The sequence below is a fragment of the Wolbachia endosymbiont (group A) of Gastracanthus pulcherrimus genome (assembly GCF_964028265.1).
GTDB lineage: Bacteria > Pseudomonadota > Alphaproteobacteria > Rickettsiales > Anaplasmataceae > Wolbachia > Wolbachia pipientis.
In genome coordinates, this window is record NZ_OZ034763.1 from 479,332 (window position 1) to 497,739 (window position 18,408).

Sequence of the window (18,408 nt, forward strand, 5' to 3'; positions counted from 1 at the left end):
AATTATGAGTAATGTAACAAGTGATTTGGTTGATAAAATATTATCTTTAAACCTATTAGAGGCTTCTGAACTTGTAAAAGTTTTAGAAGAGAAAATAGGGTTGCCTGCTGGTTCTTTTCTTGGTGGAGCTGTTGGTGCTGGGGCGCCTATTGGTGATAATGCTGCTGCTCCTGCTGCTCAAGAAAAAGCTGAGTATAAAGTTGTGATTAAAGAAATTGATGCGAGTAAAAAAATAGGAGTTATTAAAGCTGTGAGAGAGGTTAATTCTACATTGGGTTTAAAAGAAGCAAAAGAGTTGGTTGAATCTTTACCTAAAGATTTGACTGCTAATGTTCCTAAAGACGAAGCAGAAAAAATCAAGCAAAAACTTATTGAAGCAGGAGCAACTAAAGTGGAGCTTGAATAATATTTAATGTATTAATTTTATATTGATATAGCTCTTTTAATTAGTTTGGGGTATTTTAATGGTTGATTCTTCTTATATGTACGCTTCTGGTGCTTTTGTTCCTAGAGTTTCTTATTCTAGGTCGATTGATTTAAAAGATTCTTTATTGGATTTGGTTAAGGTTCAAAAAGAATCATATGATTCTTTTACTCCTAAGAATAAGGGTAATGAAAGACTTGAAGTTATCTTTCATACAATCTTTCCAATAAATGATCCTTTGCGTAGGGCTACTATTGAGTTTATAAGTTGTAGGGTAGATGATCCTAAGTATGATGAATCTGAGTGTATAAAGCGTGGTGTAACTTTTTCTGCTCAGGTTATTGCTTCTATACGTCTTGTTGTTATGCAGGATGGTATTTCTCTTGATGAATATAAATCGATTAAAGAGAGTGGAGATCATTCTAAACTTGCAACCGTTGTAAAATCTATAGAAGAGCAGAAAGTCCACTTTTGTGGGTTGCCTATGATGACTGATAAAGGCACTTTCATCATTAATGGTGTGGAAAAAGTTATCGTCTCACAAATGCATAGGTCTCCTGGTGTATTTTTTGATAGCGATAAGGGAAAAACTTACAATTCTGGTAAATTGATCTATTCTGCTAGAATTATTCCTTATAGGGGTTCTTGGCTTGATATTGAATTTGATGTTAAAGACCATTTGTATTTTCGTGTTGATAGAAAAAGAAAATTGCCAATTTCAGTTTTATTAAAGGCGTTGGGTCTATCAAATAATGATATACTCGATAGATTTTATGAGAAAATAAAGTATGTAAAACATAAAGATGGTTGGAAAGTGCCTTTTGTTCCTGATAAATTTAAAGGAGTGAGGCTGCCTTTCGACTTAATGGATATTGAAGGTAATGTGCTGCTTAAAGCTAACGTTCGTATTACCTCAAGACTAGCTAAAAAGCTATATGATAATGAATTGAAAGAGTATCTGGTTCCTTTTAATTCTATATGTGGTTTATTCCTCGCAGAAGATTTAATGGATAGTGCTAGCTCTACGAAAATTTTATCTGCTGGTGAATCTATAAAGCTGGAAGACATAAAGAAGCTTGAGTTATTATCTGTAGATGAAATATCAGTGTTGAACATAGATAATTTGTTTGTTGGACCTTATATATTAAATACGCTTTTCTTAGATGAAAACATGTCTTATCAGGATGCACTATATGAAATATATAGAGTTTTGCGTCCTGGTGAAGTTTCTGTTTTAGAGATAGTAGAAGAGTTTTTCCGTAATCTTTTCTTCAGTCCGGAATATTATGATTTGTCTAACATTGGTAGGTTGAAGCTTAACTCTTACCTTGGATTAAATTATGATGAGGATTTAACTGTTTTAACGCATGAAGATATTATTGAAATTGTGAAAAAAATAGTATTGTTACGTGACGGTCAAGGATCTGTAGATGATATTGATCATTTAGGAAACAGAAGAGTAAGATCAGTTGGAGAGTTTATAGAAAATCAATTTAGAACTGGGTTGTTGAAATTGGAACGCGCAATAGTTGATTCTATGTCCACTTCTAGTTTAGATAAAGTTTCTCCATCTGATTTTATTAATCCAAAAGTGTTAACTAATGTTTTAAGAGATTTCTTCAATTCTTCTCAATTATCTCAATTTATGGATCAGACTAATCCGTTATCTGAAATAACACATAAAAGAAGGTTATCCGCGTTAGGTCCTGGCGGTTTAACAAGAGAACGGGCAGGATTTGAGGTGCGTGATGTTCATCCAACTCATTATGGAAGAATTTGCCCTATTGAGACTCCTGAAGGGCAAAATATAGGGTTAATCAACAGCTTAGCTATATACGCGCGTATTAATAGATATGGTTTCATTGAAAGCCCTTATAGAAAAGTAGTCAATAGGGTTGTTACTGATCAAATTGAGTATCTTTCTGCTATAGACGAAGGCTCACATCATATAGCTGACACTAGCGTAAAGCTTGATGAAAATAATTGCTTTGTTGATGACATGCTATACTGTAGATATGCTGGTAGCTTCGTCATGGTAAGTAGCGACCAAGTTAGTTACATTGACGTATCTCCTAAGCAGGTAATATCAGTTGCAGCTTCCTTGATTCCATTTTTAGAAAATGATGATGCTAATAGAGCATTAATGGGCTCAAATATGCAACGTCAGGCCGTACCTTTATTGAAGCCTACCGCTCCTCTGGTTGCTACTGGTATGGAGTCTTTTGTAGCTTCTGGCTCTGGTGCTGTAGTTTTAGCAAAACGCGATGGCATAGTTGATAGTTCTGATAGTAACTCTATAGTTATACGTGCTTTTGATAAAGAAAGTGTTAACTACTTGGACGTAGATATTTATCATCTAAGGAAATTTCAGCGTTCTAACCATAATACTTGTATTAATCAAAGACCGCTAGTGTGCGTAGGTGATTATGTTAAAAAGGGTGATGTAATAGCTGATGGTCCTGCAATTAACAGTGGTGAGTTGGCGCTTGGTAAAAATTTGCTAGTCGCTTTTATGTCTTGGCAAGGTTATAATTTTGAAGACTCTATTATTATTTCTAGTGAAGTTGTTAAAAAAGATCTCTTTACTTCTATTCATATAGAAGAATTTGACTGTGTTGTACATGATACCCCTTTAGGATCAGAAAAAATAACTCGTGCTATACCTGGTGTTAATGAAGAAAATCTATATCACTTGGATGATAGTGGTATAGTGAAAATTGGTACAAGAGTTGGTCCAGGCTATATTCTGGTAGGTAAAGTTACACCTAAACCTTCTCTTTCATTGCCTCCTGAAACGAAGTTATTGATGACAATTTTTGGTGAAAAGTCATTCGATTGTGCGGATTCCTCTTTATATACATCTCCAGATGTTGAAGGGACAGTAATTGATGTACAAGTCTTTACACGCAGGGGGGTTGAAGAAAATGAAAGGGCATTACTCATCAAACAAAAAGAGATAAATGACTTTGAGGAAGAGCGAGATTATATAATCAGTGTTACTAGTGAATATTTCTATGATGAACTGAAGAAACTTCTTATTAATTCTGGTTCTCAAGATCGAGAAAAATTTGACTCTATTGAACGTGAGCAATGGTGGGGTATAGGATTAAAAAACCAATCCATTTCTGAGCAAGTTAAGAGCTTAAAAAAAGATTTTGATGAAAAAGTATCACATGCAATAGCACAGTTTAAGCGAAAAGTAGAAAAATTACATGAAGGTTATGACCTGCCTCAAGGTGTGTCGATGTCAGTAAAAGTTTTCATTGCTGTGAAACATAGTCTGCAACCAGGGGATAAAATGGCTGGTAGACATGGAAATAAAGGTGTGATTTCTCGAGTTGTGCCAGTGGAAGATATGCCTTATTTGGAAGATGGTACTCCTGTTGATATTATTCTTAACCCTCTTGGTGTTCCTTCACGAATGAATGTAGGGCAAATACTGGAAACGCATGTAGGTTGGGCTTGTAGAAAATTAGGGGAAAAGGTAAGTAATATTCTCGATGAGATCAATAAGATCAAAAGTGCTTTTTGCAAGGGAATTAGGTCCCTTAACGATGATAATTTTACACAATTTGCAGTAGCATACCTTGATAATAAAAAAATTGAAAATATTGATGATGATGAAATAACGGCTTCTGTTTTAAATACACCTAATAAGAATGCACTAAATGACGAGTTGAATGAGTTAGTAGAGAACTATTTGAACTCTTGTAAAAGTTCATACAGCAATTTACGTAACTTCCTGATTGAGGTTTATAGCTATGGCAGTAACGTATCTATCTGTAATGATATTCGTAATATTAGTGATAATAATCTCATTGAATTTGCACGCAAATTACGTGATGGCGTTCCTGTTGCTGCACCTGTATTTGAGGGTCCAAAAGATGAACAAATAGCAAAATTATTTGAACTTGCTGGTTTAGATAACTCTGGACAAGCTGTATTATATGACGGTTGCAGTGGTGAAAAATTCGACCGCAAGGTTACAGTTGGTTACATGTACATGCTTAAGTTGCACCACTTGGTTGATGGTAAAATTCATGCGCGTTCAGTAGGGCCTTATAGTTTGGTTACTCAACAACCTCTTGGAGGAAAATCTCATTTTGGTGGTCAGCGTTTTGGTGAAATGGAATGTTGGGCATTACAAGCCTATGGTGCTGCTTATACTTTGCAGGAAATGTTAACTGTGAAGTCTGATGATATTAATGGTAGAGTTAAGATTTATGAATCGATAATAAAAGGTGACAGTAATTTTGAATGTGGAATTCCTGAATCCTTTAATGTGATGATAAAAGAACTACGTTCTTTATGTTTAAATGTAGATTTAAAGCAAAATGATGTAGTGGTTGAAGATATATCTCACACTAACATTGCACAACCTTTTAATGAGGTTAGCATATCGATTGCTAGCCCTGAAAGTATTAAGCGTATATCTTGTGGTGAGATAGAAGATGTTTCAACTGCAAATTATCGTACGTTCAAAGTTGAGAAAGGTGGATTATTTTGCCCTAAGGTTTTTGGCCCTGTCAATGACGATGAATGTTTATGTGGAAAATACAAAAAAAGAAGACACAGAGGTCGCATATGCGAAAAATGCGGAGTAGAAGTTACATCTTCTAAAGTAAGAAGAGAAAGGATGGGTCATATAGAGCTTGCATCTCCTGTTGCTCATATATGGTTTTTGAAATCGCTTCCTTCAAGAATTGGAGCATTATTGGATATGTCTCTCAGAGATATTGAGAATATTTTATATAGCGATAATTATATCGTAATGGATCCTCTTGTTTCGCCTTTTGAAAAAGGTGAGATTATTAGTGAAAAAGCTTATAATGAAGCTAAAGATAGCTATGGGATCGATAGTTTTGTAGCTATGCAAGGTGTTGAAGCTATAAGAGAGTTGCTAACGCGCCTTGATTTACATGAAATTAGGAAGGATTTAAGACTAGAATTAGAATCTGTTGCTTCTGAGATAAGAAGAAAGAAAATTATAAAGAGATTGCGTATTGTTGAAAACTTCATTAAATCTGGAAATAGGCCTGAGTGGATGATACTTACAACTATACCTATTTTACCACCTGATTTGCGTCCTTTGGTATCGCTTGAGAGTGGTCGTCCTGCAGTTTCTGATCTGAATCATCATTATAGGACTATTATTAATAGAAATAACAGGTTGAGGAAATTGTTGAGCTTAAATCCTCCTGAGATTATGATTCGTAATGAAAAAAGGATGTTACAAGAAGCAGTTGATTCTCTTTTTGATAATAGTCGTCGTAATACTTTGGTAAATAAAGCTGGTGCTGTTGGATATAAAAAGTCCATTAGTGATATGTTAAAAGGAAAACAGGGTCGTTTTCGCCAGAACCTCTTAGGAAAAAGAGTAGACTACTCTGGACGTTCTGTAATAGTTGTTGGTCCAACTTTGAAACTAAATCAGTGTGGATTACCAAAAAGAATGGCTCTTGAACTATTCAAACCTTTTGTTTACTCAAAGCTTAAGATGTATGGTATGGCTCCAACTATTAAGTTTGCTAGTAAGTTGATAAGAGCAGAAAAACCAGAAGTTTGGGATATGCTTGAAGAGGTAATAAAAGAGCATCCTGTTTTGTTGAATAGAGCGCCTACGCTACATAGACTTGGTATTCAGGCTTTTGAGCCAATCCTTATTGAAGGCAAAGCAATACAGCTTCATCCGCTTGTCTGTACGGCGTTTAATGCTGATTTTGATGGTGATCAAATGGCAGTGCATGTGCCAATTTCATTGGAAGCTCAGCTTGAAGCTAGGGTGTTGATGATGTCCACTAATAACGTTTTAAGTCCTTCTAATGGCAGACCGATTATAGTTCCTAGTAAAGATATAGTACTTGGTATATATTATCTGACTTTACAAGAACCTAAGGAAGATAATTTACCATCTTTTGGTGCTTTTTGTGAAGTTGAGCATTCCTTGAGTGATGGTACTTTACATATTCATTCTAGTATAAAGTATAGGATGGAGTATATTAATAGCAGCGGTGAAACTCACTATAAAACTGTTTGTACAACTCCTGGCCGTTTAATATTATGGCAAATTTTTCCTAAGCATGAGAATCTAGGCTTCGATCTAATAAATCAGATATTAACAGTCAAGGAAATAACTGGTATAGTTGATTTGGTATATCGTAACTGTGGTCAAAGTGCTACAGTGGCATTTTCTGATAAATTAATGGTACTTGGCTTTGAGTATGCCACATTTTCTGGTGTCTCTTTTGGTCGTTGTGATATGGTTATACCTGAAACTAAAGCTACACATGTTGATCACGCGAGGGGTGAAATTAAGAAATTCTCTATGCAATATCAAGATGGGCTAATAACTAGAAGTGAGAGGTATAACAAGGTTATAGATGAATGGTCTAAGTGTACGGATATGATAGCTAATGATATGTTAAAAGCAATATCTATATATGATGGAAATAGTAAGTACAACTCAGTGTATATGATGGTTAACTCTGGTGCAAGGGGTTCTACTTCACAGATGAAACAGCTAGCAGGAATGCGAGGGCTCATGACCAAACCTTCTGGTGAGATTATAGAAACACCTATAATTTCTAATTTCCGTGAAGGATTGAACGTATTTGAATACTTTAATTCTACTCACGGTGCGCGTAAAGGTTTAGCTGACACTGCACTTAAAACTGCAAACTCTGGATACTTAACTCGTCGTTTAGTTGATGTATCTCAAAATTGCATAGTTACAAAGCATGACTGTAAAACAAAAAATGGTCTTGTTGTGAGAGCTACAGTTGAAGGAAGTACTATAGTTGCATCTCTAGAGAGTGTTGTGCTGGGTAGAACAGCTGCAAATGATATATATAACCCAGTGACAAAAGAATTATTAGTAAAAGCAGGGGAATTAATTGATGAGGATAAAGTAAAGCAAATCAGCATTGCAGGTCTTGATGTTGTAAAAATTAGATCGCCTTTAACTTGTGAAATAAGTCCTGGTGTATGTTCTTTATGTTATGGAAGAGACCTTGCAACTGGTAAAATTGTTTCAATAGGTGAAGCAGTTGGTGTTATAGCTGCTCAATCTGTTGGAGAGCCAGGTACTCAGTTAACGATGCGTACTTTTCATATAGGTGGAGTAATGACTAGAGGCGTTGAATCCTCGAATATTATAGCTTCTATTAATGCTAAAATAAAGTTAAACAATAGTAATATAATTATAGATAGAAACGGAAATAAAATTGTGATAAGCCGTTCCTGTGAAGTCGTGTTGATTGATAGCCTTGGTAGTGAGAAGTTGAAGCACAGTGTACCTTACGGCGCTAAGCTTTATGTAGATGAGAGTGGGTCAGTAAAAATTGGCGATAAAGTTGCGGAATGGGATCCTTATACATTGCCTATTATCACGGAGAAGACTGGTACAGTGTCTTATCAGGACTTAAAAGATGGAATTTCGATCACTGAAGTGATGGATGAATCTACAGGAATATCAAGCAAAGTAGTAAAAGACTGGAAATTGCATTCTGGTGGAGCTAATTTACGTCCTCGTATTGTGCTGCTTGACGATAATGGTAAAGTAATGACACTCGCAAGTGGCGTTGAAGCATGTTATTTTATACCAATCGGTGCAGTGCTCAATGTACAAGATGGCCAGAAGGTTCATGCAGGTGATGTTATTACAAGAACACCAAGAGAGTCAGTTAAAACTCGTGATATTACTGGTGGTTTACCGAGGGTTATAGAGTTATTTGAAGCACGTCGTCCTAAAGAGCATGCTATTGTTAGTGAGATAGATGGCTATGTAGCGTTTTCTGAAAAAGACCGTAGAGGAAAACGCAGTATATTAATTAAACCTGTAGATGAACAAATTTCTCCAGTTGAATATTTGGTATCAAGAAGTAAGCATGTAATAGTCAATGAAGGTGATTTTGTACGTAAAGGTGATCTATTGATGGATGGTGACCCTGATCTCCATGATATTTTACGTGTGCTTGGGTTAGAAGCTTTAGCGCACTATATGATTTCTGAAATACAGCAAGTTTATAGATTGCAGGGTGTTCGTATAGACAATAAGCATTTAGAGGTGATCTTAAAACAAATGCTACAAAAAGTGGAAATTACTGATCCTGGTGATACTATGTACTTGGTTGGCGAAAGCATTGACAAGCTGGAAGTTGATAGGGAAAATGATGCTATGAGTAACTCTGGCAAACGGCCTACTCATTATCTTCCTATTCTGCAGGGGATTACTAGGGCAAGTCTTGAAACTAGCTCCTTTATTTCTGCTGCCTCTTTCCAAGAGACAACAAAAGTACTTACAGAAGCAGCATTCTGCGGGAAGAGTGATCCTTTAAGTGGATTAAAAGAAAATGTTATAGTAGGAAGATTAATTCCTGCTGGTACAGGTTTGATTATGAATAAGATCAGAGCACTTTCACTTTGTGATAATGTGGATAAATATGAAAAATATTTTGATATTGAAACTTATGACGAGGAATGGTTGATGGATAATGGTTGTCATTTACACTCTGGTGAGGAAGAGAGCGTAGTGGCATACGATCAGTCGAATTGAGTACAGCTAGTGTGTCTCTTGACCAAAAAAGCCAATAATATTTTCTTTCACTTCTGTGCTATCTGTCATGTTATTTACTCTCACACGAAATTCAGATGAGCCTTGAAGCCCGCTACTGTACCAACCTATGTGTTTGCGGGCCATCTTTATTCCTGTGTCATTTCCATAGTACTCAAGAATATTGTCGTAATGCTCGAGTATGATGCTTAATCTCTCTGAAGCTGTTGGCTCAGAAGTTTCACTTCCACTGAGAAAGTTCATTGCTTGATTAATCAGCCAAGGTTTACCGTAGGCACCACGACCTATCATCACTCCGTCTGCTCCAGATTCTTTGAGAGCATTCTGAATATCATTTAAATTTTTAATATCGCCATTTACTATAACTGGGATTTTTACTTGCTCTTTAACATTTCTAACGAATTTCCAATCTGCTTGACCGTTATAAAGCTGTGCCCTTGTTCTTCCATGTACAGTAATCATCTTTGCTCCTAAGTCTTCGGCAATTTTCGCAAGTCTCGGTGCATTGCGATTTTCATCGTTCCACCCGGTGCGCATTTTCACTGTAACTGGCACATTCACTGCCTTGACCACAGCTTCAATTATCTCAGCGGCTTTTTTCTCATCACGCATTAGCGCTGATCCTGCATAACCGTTTACAACTTTTTTAACAGGGCAACCAAAGTTTATGTCTATAATTTTTGCTCCCATGTCCTCGTTTAATTTTGCAGCCTCCGCCATAACATCTGGCTCACACCCAGCAAGCTGCACAGCAGTTAATGCATCGACTTTTGCTTTTTGCAGACTCTGATGAGTTTGCATAATCATAGCTCTGCTTGCAATCATTTCTGAAACTAACAAACTTGCACCAAGTTTCTTCACAATACTTCTAAACGGATAATCAGTCACTCCAGACATTGGAGCTAAAATAACTGGAGAATCAATTGTCAAATTTCCTACTTGTAGGGACATATATTCTATGTGTTCAAACCTAGCGCATTTACACATACTGTTACAACACTTTGTATAGCCGAACTTACTTTTTCCATAAGAGAAGGCTCTACCTCTACTATCTCAGCTCTCTCATAATGACCAGGTGCCAAGTATACCGTTTCTTGTTCTTTATTTCCCCATAGCTCGTTGTTCTGCTGATAACCTTCATTTATCATTCCCGCATTTGGCAGAAACAATGTATTTACATCATTACCATTATTTTTATAGTAGACGTCAATTTCAATATTAGCCAGCGAAGCTAAGATAGAAATTTCTTCTATGAAAACATGGTAACTTTGGCTGCTGATTGCCTCTAGATAAGATCTATAAATGGATTTGCCATTGAGAAAAGAATTTGCTGCAGTATCACTATTATAATCTCTATCATATTTTCTTTCACTAATATTGAGATTACTAGCACTAATGCTTCTTAAATCACCTATAACTTCATTTTCTTTTAATGTCGTAAGACAACATAACTTTTTTATTAATTTATTAGTCTTTTTTTTGATCTTCTCTACCCGTCTGTTTGTATGCTGAACCAAATCTTTTATTGAGTCCGACATACCAATCAAATGATTTGGATTTTCTAAGAATGCACCAAAAACTTTCTGCATCTGTCCCTTCAATAACTCAGGCATCCTTGGATTATTCAAAGAGTTAAATTGACTTAAAAATTTGTGCCATTCCATTCTCATATCTTGTGCTTTTTCAGTTTTATATTGACCAGAGCTATTATCACCAAATACCGCATGGAAAAAGCAGTTGCCATCACCTGTAGTATTATATTGAACAATTTTTGTTTGCTTACTTTCTACTGAATCTAAACTTACTCCGCTATCTTTACGACTTATATTTCCTGGACCACCTAATACAGGGCTTGGCGTGCCAGCCCTGCTTTGTTCATCCTTTTTCAACGCTTTTGCAAATTCTTTTCTCTTCTCTATTAATTGCTCTGAACTAAGTTCATATTTTAGCTGATCATCAATTTCATCAAACGATTTGCCTGCTTTCAGCATATCTGTAATTTTCTTAGCATTCTCTAAGGCAAATATTCCACAATTATACTTATCATCTTGTTGTTTAGCTTTTGAGTTTCTAATACTACTATTGTCTATTCCTAGAGTTTTCTGTAGCGCACTTGATACCTCTTCTGGTAATGGTTCACCAAATGAATCGCAATAGCAAGCTCTAAACTTTTCACTCTTTTCGTCGTAAGAAACACCCAGTGTTACCCAATGGTTTCCATTTAAATTAAGGATTGAAGTGAACACTAAATCACTACCCTCTCGTTCTACTTTATTTTTATATTCTTTTAGTTCTTGCTCTAAAGATGATGTAGAGTCAGGACAAGCAAAAATCACACCTTCAGAAGTATCTTTTAAGCCTTTTTTATTTTTGTGTGCTATCCACCCATATTTGCTTTTTACAATATCTCTAATATCAGTAGTAGTTAATTTGTAATTATAATTCTTTTCTTTCTCTGTTTGATGTAAAAAAGAATTATTATCTATAGCTATTTCCGATGTAATAACACCACTATCCCTATCAGGAGTTTTCGGTCTTGCTTGCTTTTCTGGAGTCTTGCCTTGCAAATCTTGTAGTTCTGTATCTTTTTCTTCACTCTTTTCCCCCTTTGAAGCTCTTTTTCCATTAATATAGTTCTTCGCTAAGTAAAATAAAGGTTCAACAACCATTTTGTATGCTACTGTAAGAATTATTCCCATTAAAACCCAAACTACGGGGTTAGAGATGAGCATAGCAAGTGGAAAGGTCAATAGAGGGGATCCTATTACCGCCCCTAAACAGCCAGCAGCGAATGTGGCTGCTAGGCATACACAAGTAGCGTAGATAACGAATTCCTCACCAGCAAAGTAAGTGCTCTCTTTCTGATTATTTTTTGTAATGCCCAACATACTACACCCTATGAACGCTAAGTTAATTAAATTTTAACAAATTCTAACAAAAAAATCAACCATAATAATTTTAGTAGTATGAGAAAATATTGAATATTAAGAGCTTTTGGAGTACAGTAACAATGTTAGTAATAGCACAATATATGCACGATATAGAATATATACGCAAAAACCCTGAAGGATTTGAAAAGGCAATGAAAAGCAGGGGAATTAGAGAATCTACTGCGGAAGAGATATTAGAAATCGATCACGAGAAAAGATCATTAACCACTAAACTGCAGGATTTGAATAGGCAGCGCAATGAAATCACAGAGGAAATAAAAAAGCTTAAAATGAGCAAGAGCCCCTGTGAAGAGCAAATAGAGTTGTCAAAAAGCATCACAAATGAGATAGAGGCAATCAGCTTAAAAGAACAAGCAGAAAAGGATAAGTTAGTGAATGTTTTATCTAACTTGCCGAATATTCCTGCGCAAGATGTGCCAATAGGCGCAGATGAGAACTCTAATTTAGAGGTGAGAAGATATGGAGGAAAAAGACAGTTTGATTTTGTACCAGAATCTCATTATGAACTCGGAGAAAAATTAGGTTTAATGGACTTCGAACAAGCGGCGAGAATTTCCGGATCAAGATTTACGATATTAAAAGGACAGTTAGCTAAGCTTGGACGAGCGCTAATAAATTTTATGCTTGAAATGCATGTTAATGAATTTGGCTATACTGAGCTGTACCACCCGACTTTGGTGAAAAACGAGGCTATGTATAATGTTGGTCAGCTACCGAAATTTTCTGACGATTCGTATTTAACTACCGACGAATTGAGGTTGATTCCCACAAGTGAAGTGTTTTTAACAAATTTAGTTGCTGACAAAATAATGGAAGAAAAAGAACTGCCTATTCGCTTTACTGCATATTCGGAGTGCTTTCGTAAAGAAGCAGGCAGCGCAGGGCGAGACACGAGAGGTATGATAAGGCAACACCAATTTGGTAAAGTGGAATTGGTTAGTATCACAACTGAAGACCAATCAAATGATGAACTTGAGCGCATGACGAGTATTGTTGAAGAGATATTAAAAAAACTAGAATTACCGTATAGAGTAATGCTACTCTGTAGTGGTGATATGGGTTTTGCTGCACAAAGGACTTATGACATAGAGGTATGGTTACCTGAGCAAGATAAATATAGAGAAATATCAAGCTGCTCAAATTGTGGTGCATTTCAAGCAAGAAGGATGAACACTAAATACTCTTCAGAAACTGATAAAAAGATGAAAAAATATATTCACACTTTAAACGGCTCAGCTTTAGCTATAGGAAGAACGATTATTGCCATAATGGAGAATTATCAAAATTCTGACGGGTCGATTGCAATACCAAACGTGTTGCAAAAATACATGAGTAATGATACTGTTATAAGCAAATAATAATTTTGACATATAGAAAAGCGAGGAAATAAAGATGAAGGTTCTGGTTATAGGTTCTGGTGGGCGTGAGCACGCTCTACTTTGGGCTCTAAAAAAATCTCCTATCTTGACTGAGTTATATGTAACTCCTGGTCGCCAGGCCATGGAAAATTTGGGAGTTCTTGTGGATGTAAATATTCAAAATTCAGTGGATGTTACACAATTTTGCAAGAGAGAAAATATAGAGTTGGTTGTTATTGGTCCAGAACAACCAATAATTGATGGGCTTGCTGATGATTTAGTTGCAGAGGGAATAAATGTTTTTGCTCCAAGTCAAGCAACTGCAAAACTTGAGGGATCGAAGTCTTTCACCAAGGGACTATGTAAACGATATGGTATACCAACTGCCAAGTACGAGTGTTTTGTTGATGAAGGGTTAGCTAAAGATTTTGTACGTAGCAATAAAATAAAGTTTCCACTTGTAGTGAAAGCAAATGGAATTGCAGCAGGAAAAGGGGTGGTTATATGTAATACAGAAAGCGAAGCTTTTTCAGCAATAAATTCAATGCTAGTGGAGAAAAAATTTGGTGAATCAGGTGAAGAAATAATCATAGAAGAGTTTTTAGTTGGAAAAGAAGTAAGTTTTTTTGCTCTTATTGATGGGTTGAAAGTAGTAACTCTTGGGTGTGCAAAAGATTATAAGAGAGTTGATGAAAGTAATGAAAGCCAAAATACTGGAGGTATGGGGTCGTACTCATCACCTTCAATTATAAGTAAGGACATGGAGCAAAAAATTATCCAAAAAATAATATACCCTACAGCTCAAGCATTGGTTAACATGGGTACGTCTTATAAAGGAGTACTCTTTGCTGGTTTAATGATTTGCAAAGATAGCCCAAAACTTCTCGAGTATAACGTTAGATTCGGTGATCCAGAAACGCAATCTATATTACCTAGATTTGATTCAAATTGCGATTTGTTAAAATTGATGTTGTCAGTTGCAGAAGGAAAGTTAAATGTCAAAATGGTGGAACTTAACAACAAATCTACAGTTTGTGTAGTTGTTGCAAGTAAAGGCTATCCGGGTGATTATCAAAAGGGAGAAGTAATTAAAGGATTAGATAAGATTGAAAGCATTCCTGGTGTGTTGGTGTTTCATGCTGGTACTAAATTCGATGAAAGTGGTAACTTAGTTTCCGATGGCGGAAGAGTGCTAAATATAGTAGCAGAAGGGAGCACTATAGAGGAAGCCAAAAGTAAGGTGTACTCAGCATTAAATTTTTTAGAATGGCCAGGGGGCTTCTTCAGATACGATATCGGTAGTTAATGTTAGCTGTCGGTTAGCAGGTGGTTCACAGAAACGAAAAACTTCCTTGACAAACTCCGCCAGCCCCCTTATCATGAAACTGAAGCTATTGTATTTGCTTTCGCCAATCTGCAGATTAAAAGGTAAGGATTACTTAATGTATCGGCGTCTTATGTTCAATTTTTTGCAGTATATAGATACTGTATGTCTTTACAAAACTTCATCTACATCTAGATTTTTATCTAAATGAGCTGAACGCGCTTATAAAGCGTTACAAGACATCAAAAAATGCCAATACTCGACAGAGATAGTAAAAGACTAGCTAACTCGGGGATTCTTTGTCTTTTTTTCTGCTTGGTAAATTTCTTAAACATTTGCAGCATAGGTTAGTTGCAATTAAAAGCAGCTAAATCTTGCTTGTCAAGCGTTTAAAACATAAAAAACGCCAATATTTTAAAGCAGATAATAACCCCAGGGCTTCTTTTGCCTTTTTTTTCATTTGGTAAATTTCTTAAATATTTATGGCTAAACGACAATCGTCATCCCGCTACTTGTTAGCGGGATCTAGAGATACCGCGGCGGTATGACGTAGGGAAACCTTTCTTGGGTTAGCTATAAAACTAATCAGCATCTTGTTTAGCACATATAAATTAAGTTTCACAAATATAGTGCTAAACCTTGAAAATATGTTATAGCTACTTCTTCCAATTTAGTGGTGGGTTTTGACAGTACACATGTTATTTTACTAGCTACCAACTCAAGTGTCACAGAAGTTGCAATCATTTTAAATGTCACAGAAGTTGCAATCACTGCATTTATATTCTGTACTTTAACATTTACTCTACTTTCTATTAGAGGCTTTACCCCCCTTACATCATTACGTACAGCAGTATGATTTATTTCATTTTCAATTCCACTACTATGCTGCAACAAGATATCCCCATTAACTTTTATTTCAACATTTTTGTCACTACTACCATTGTTAAAATTTAATCCCTCATCTCTTCTACTTTGTCTTTTTTCTTTTAATTTTAATTCAGTTTCTCTTTTATCAAGGGTAGGAAATGGGATGTGAGTTTTTTCCTGACCATCTTGATTTATAGCTCTTGTTGTATTAAAAGCTTCGTTGCTTTTACATGATATTGTATAAGTAAGTGGTGTGTAGATTTTTTCTTCACTATCTGGATATTTTATAGTGATTGTTGCATTAAGAATGTCTTTCAGAATATCGTTTTCTCTAGCTATGTCTAAAATTTCTTGAATAACTTTGCGATCATGTAATGCGGCAAGTAACTTATCAGTTACTTTTTGATTATTTTTATGTTTTATGGTTATTGTTGTGTTAAGAATGTCTTTCAGAATACCGTTTTCTTTAGCTACTCTTAACATTTTCTCAACAGCTATACTATCTTTACGTAGTATAGCATAAGCAAGTGGTGTGCAAGTTTCTTCCTGACCATCTGGATATTTTATAGTTGTTGTTGCGTCAAGAATGTCTTTCAGAATACCGTTTTCTTTAGCTACTCTTAACATTTTCTCAACAGCCATACTATCTTTACGTAGTATAGCATAAGCAAGTGGTGTAACAGTTACTCTCCGACCATCTAGACATTTTATAGTTATTGTTGCGTTAAGAATATCTTTCAGAATACTGTTCTCCTTAGAGATTTTTAAAATTTCTTCAATAGCTATACTATTTTCACGCAGTATAGCATAAGCAAGTAGTGTGTAAGTTACTTCCCGGCTATCTGAATGTTTTATAGTTGTTGTTGCGTCAAGAATGTCTTTCAGAATATCGTTTTCTTTAGCTACTCTTAACATTTTCTCAACAGCTATACTATCTTTACGTAGTATAGCATAAGTAAACGGTGCGCAAGTTTCTTCATGACCATCTGGACATTTTATAGTTGTTGTTGCATCAAGAATATCTTTCAGAATACCGTTTTCTTTAGAGATTTTTAAAATTTCTTCAATAGTTTTGCTATTTTTACATGATATAGCGTAAGTAAGCGGTGTGTAAATTTCTTTCTGACCATCTAGATATTTTATAGTTGTTGTTGCGTCAAGAATGTCTTTCAGAATATCGTTTTCTTTAGAGACTTTTAAAATTTCTTCAATAGTTTTGCTATTTTTACATGATATGGCGTAAGTAAGCGGTGTGTAAATTTCTTCTTGACCATCTAGATATTTTATAGTTGTTGTTGCGTCAAGAATGTCTTTCAGAATACCGTTTTCTTTAGCTACTCTTAACATTTTCTCAACAGCTATACTATCTTTACGTAGTATAGCATAAGCAAGTGATATAATAGTTGGTTCTTTACCCCGATGTTTGCTTACTTCCGTAGTAAGAATCCTTTGTTTTTCCTTTTTAGATATTTTTTCTAGTTCTTCAGCAATGCTACTTTTTTTGCCTTTTATTTTTGATGCTAATTTTAAAATACTTTTTTCATCTTTCTCTTTCAATTTCGAATCGTTTACCTGATGAGTCATTTTTTTTCTCAAGGTCTTTCTTATTAAACTAAGCATAACATTTTCTCTCTTCGTGGTTATAATATTTGCTTTTATGAATCAGTTGTGTTGATAATGTATTAATTGCATAGTTCAGACATTGTTTTGTAAAGCAAAATTTTAGTAGACCACCTTACAAGAACGTTTCTTGCTAATTCTGAATCCGAAAAAAGGACGCAGTAAAGTTATTTGTAAGGGAAGAATGAAACTTGTAGCTATAGCTAAACTGACTTACGATAATTTGAAAAACCGTCATCCCGCTGCTTGTTAGCGGGATCTAGAGATACCGCGGCGGTATGACGGTTCGCAGTGGTATGACGGTTCGCGGCGGGATGACGATAAGCTCGTCATCCCGCTACATTAATATTGTATTAATAAAAACTTAATAATAATCCTTAATAATATATGAACTAACATGTTCGCAATTTCGTATGACAGAGGAAACAAAAGATGGATATGCTTCCTTATACGTTGCAATTCAGGAAGGTAATATTGAAGCTGCAGAACTACTAATAAAATGTGGCACAAACGTCAATGATCATTATGAACGCAATCGTACGCCACTGCATATTGCCATCGGACGCAAACAATTAGAAATAGCAAAATTGCTGATAAAAAATGGAGCAAACGTTAATGCAAAAACTCAAAATCATGGTAAAGATGATCTAACACCAATGCACTTTGCAGTTTTTGCAAATACGCCAGAATTTATAGAATTACTAGCTAGCCATGGTGCATTGATTAATGAAAGAGAAAGTACCGAAGGGTATACTCCTCTTCACTTTGCTGCTTTATATGGGAACAAAAATATAATACAAGCCTTAATTGATAAGGGACAAGATATTGAAGATGTGGACAATAATGGGCGAACAGCTCTGTTTTTAGCTGCTAGGCAGTGCACTGAAGCAGAAGATGATAGCAGAATAGAAATTATCAAGTATTTGATAGACAAGCTCAAAGCAGATGTAACAAAGAAAGACAATAATAACAATGCAGTACTCTTTCCTGCCGCTAATAATTGCCCTGGAAAAGTGGTAGAATTCATCATTGAGCAATATATAAAAATCTTTGAGTTAGAGAATTTTATCAACCACAAAAATAATGATGGAATGGATGCTTTGGATATTGCGCTGAATAGTGGAAACGAGAAAGCTATTGAAGTATTAAGATCATATGGAGCAGATATCAAGAATAAGGTAGATGGTAGCATTCAAAAAATTACTGCAGAAAAACCAAGTAGTACCCTAGACAGAGCAGAAAGTGCAGAGGTAGCGCCTCCAATTAAGCAAAGAGTATAAAGCTTTTTATAA

Annotated in this window: 8 protein-coding genes; 5 read left to right on the forward strand and 3 right to left on the reverse strand. The window is 35.5% G+C overall.

The window, feature by feature from the left end; all coding sequences use genetic code 11:
- Positions 1-4 precede the first annotated feature (4 nt).
- Positions 5-406 carry a 50S ribosomal protein L7/L12 gene (gene rplL / locus ABWU47_RS02525; protein ID WP_007551887.1) on the forward strand — a complete coding sequence of 134 codons (402 nt, stop codon included), beginning with the start codon at positions 5-7 and terminating at the stop codon, positions 404-406.
- A 58-nt stretch (positions 407-464) separates the two neighbouring features.
- A complete protein-coding gene (locus ABWU47_RS02530) occupies positions 465-8,978 on the forward strand; it encodes a DNA-directed RNA polymerase subunit beta/beta' (RefSeq protein ID WP_353285747.1) in 8,514 nt (2,837 codons plus the stop codon).
- 6 nt (positions 8,979-8,984) lie between these two features.
- Here ABWU47_RS02530 and dusB read toward each other — a convergent pair whose 3' ends face one another.
- Together dusB and ABWU47_RS02540 are read right to left on the reverse strand one after the other, a co-directional pair.
- Positions 8,985-9,947, reverse strand: a complete 963-nt coding sequence (gene dusB, locus ABWU47_RS02535; protein WP_077188475.1) for a tRNA dihydrouridine synthase DusB — start codon at positions 9,945-9,947, stop codon at positions 8,985-8,987.
- Between the two features lie 5 nt (positions 9,948-9,952).
- Complete coding sequence (locus ABWU47_RS02540) at positions 9,953-11,884, reverse strand: Ulp1 family isopeptidase (RefSeq protein WP_353285748.1); 1,932 nt, start codon at positions 11,882-11,884, stop codon at positions 9,953-9,955.
- 143 nt (positions 11,885-12,027) lie between these two features.
- On the opposite strand from ABWU47_RS02540, the gene serS reads away from it, so the two are divergent.
- Together serS and purD are read left to right on the forward strand one after the other, a co-directional pair.
- On the forward strand, positions 12,028-13,305 hold the full coding sequence (gene serS, locus ABWU47_RS02545) for a serine--tRNA ligase (RefSeq protein WP_077188478.1): 1,278 nt from the start codon (positions 12,028-12,030) through the stop codon (positions 13,303-13,305).
- A gap of 34 nt (positions 13,306-13,339) precedes the next feature.
- The gene (gene purD / locus ABWU47_RS02550; protein ID WP_077188477.1) at positions 13,340-14,611 is read left to right on the forward strand and encodes a phosphoribosylamine--glycine ligase; all 1,272 of its coding nucleotides are present in this window, start codon (positions 13,340-13,342) and stop codon (positions 14,609-14,611) included.
- A 636-nt stretch (positions 14,612-15,247) separates the two neighbouring features.
- Here purD and ABWU47_RS02555 read toward each other — a convergent pair.
- Positions 15,248-17,116, reverse strand: a complete 1,869-nt coding sequence (locus ABWU47_RS02555; RefSeq protein ID WP_077188479.1) for a hypothetical protein — start codon at positions 17,114-17,116, stop codon at positions 15,248-15,250.
- A 413-nt stretch (positions 17,117-17,529) separates the two neighbouring features.
- Here ABWU47_RS02555 and ABWU47_RS02560 point away from each other — a divergent pair, with 413 nt between their 5' ends.
- Positions 17,530-18,396, forward strand: a complete 867-nt coding sequence (locus ABWU47_RS02560; RefSeq protein ID WP_006280296.1) for an ankyrin repeat domain-containing protein — start codon at positions 17,530-17,532, stop codon at positions 18,394-18,396.
- The last annotated feature ends 12 nt before the right edge of the window (positions 18,397-18,408 follow it).

What these genes read in the sequence shown, in the direction of transcription:
- rplL (WP_007551887.1), top strand. Translation starts at nt 5, where the DNA reads ATGAGTAATGTAACAAGTGATTTGGTTGATAAAATATTATCTTTAAAC.
- ABWU47_RS02530 (WP_353285747.1), top strand. Translation starts at nt 465, where the DNA reads ATGGTTGATTCTTCTTATATGTACGCTTCTGGTGCTTTTGTTCCTAGA.
- dusB (WP_077188475.1), bottom strand. Translation starts at nt 9,947, where the DNA reads ATGTCCCTACAAGTAGGAAATTTGACAATTGATTCTCCAGTTATTTTA.
- ABWU47_RS02540 (WP_353285748.1), bottom strand. Translation starts at nt 11,884, where the DNA reads ATGTTGGGCATTACAAAAAATAATCAGAAAGAGAGCACTTACTTTGCT.
- serS (WP_077188478.1), top strand. Translation starts at nt 12,028, where the DNA reads ATGCACGATATAGAATATATACGCAAAAACCCTGAAGGATTTGAAAAG.
- purD (WP_077188477.1), top strand. Translation starts at nt 13,340, where the DNA reads ATGAAGGTTCTGGTTATAGGTTCTGGTGGGCGTGAGCACGCTCTACTT.
- ABWU47_RS02555 (WP_077188479.1), bottom strand. Translation starts at nt 17,116, where the DNA reads ATGCTTAGTTTAATAAGAAAGACCTTGAGAAAAAAAATGACTCATCAG.
- ABWU47_RS02560 (WP_006280296.1), top strand. Translation starts at nt 17,530, where the DNA reads ATGACAGAGGAAACAAAAGATGGATATGCTTCCTTATACGTTGCAATT.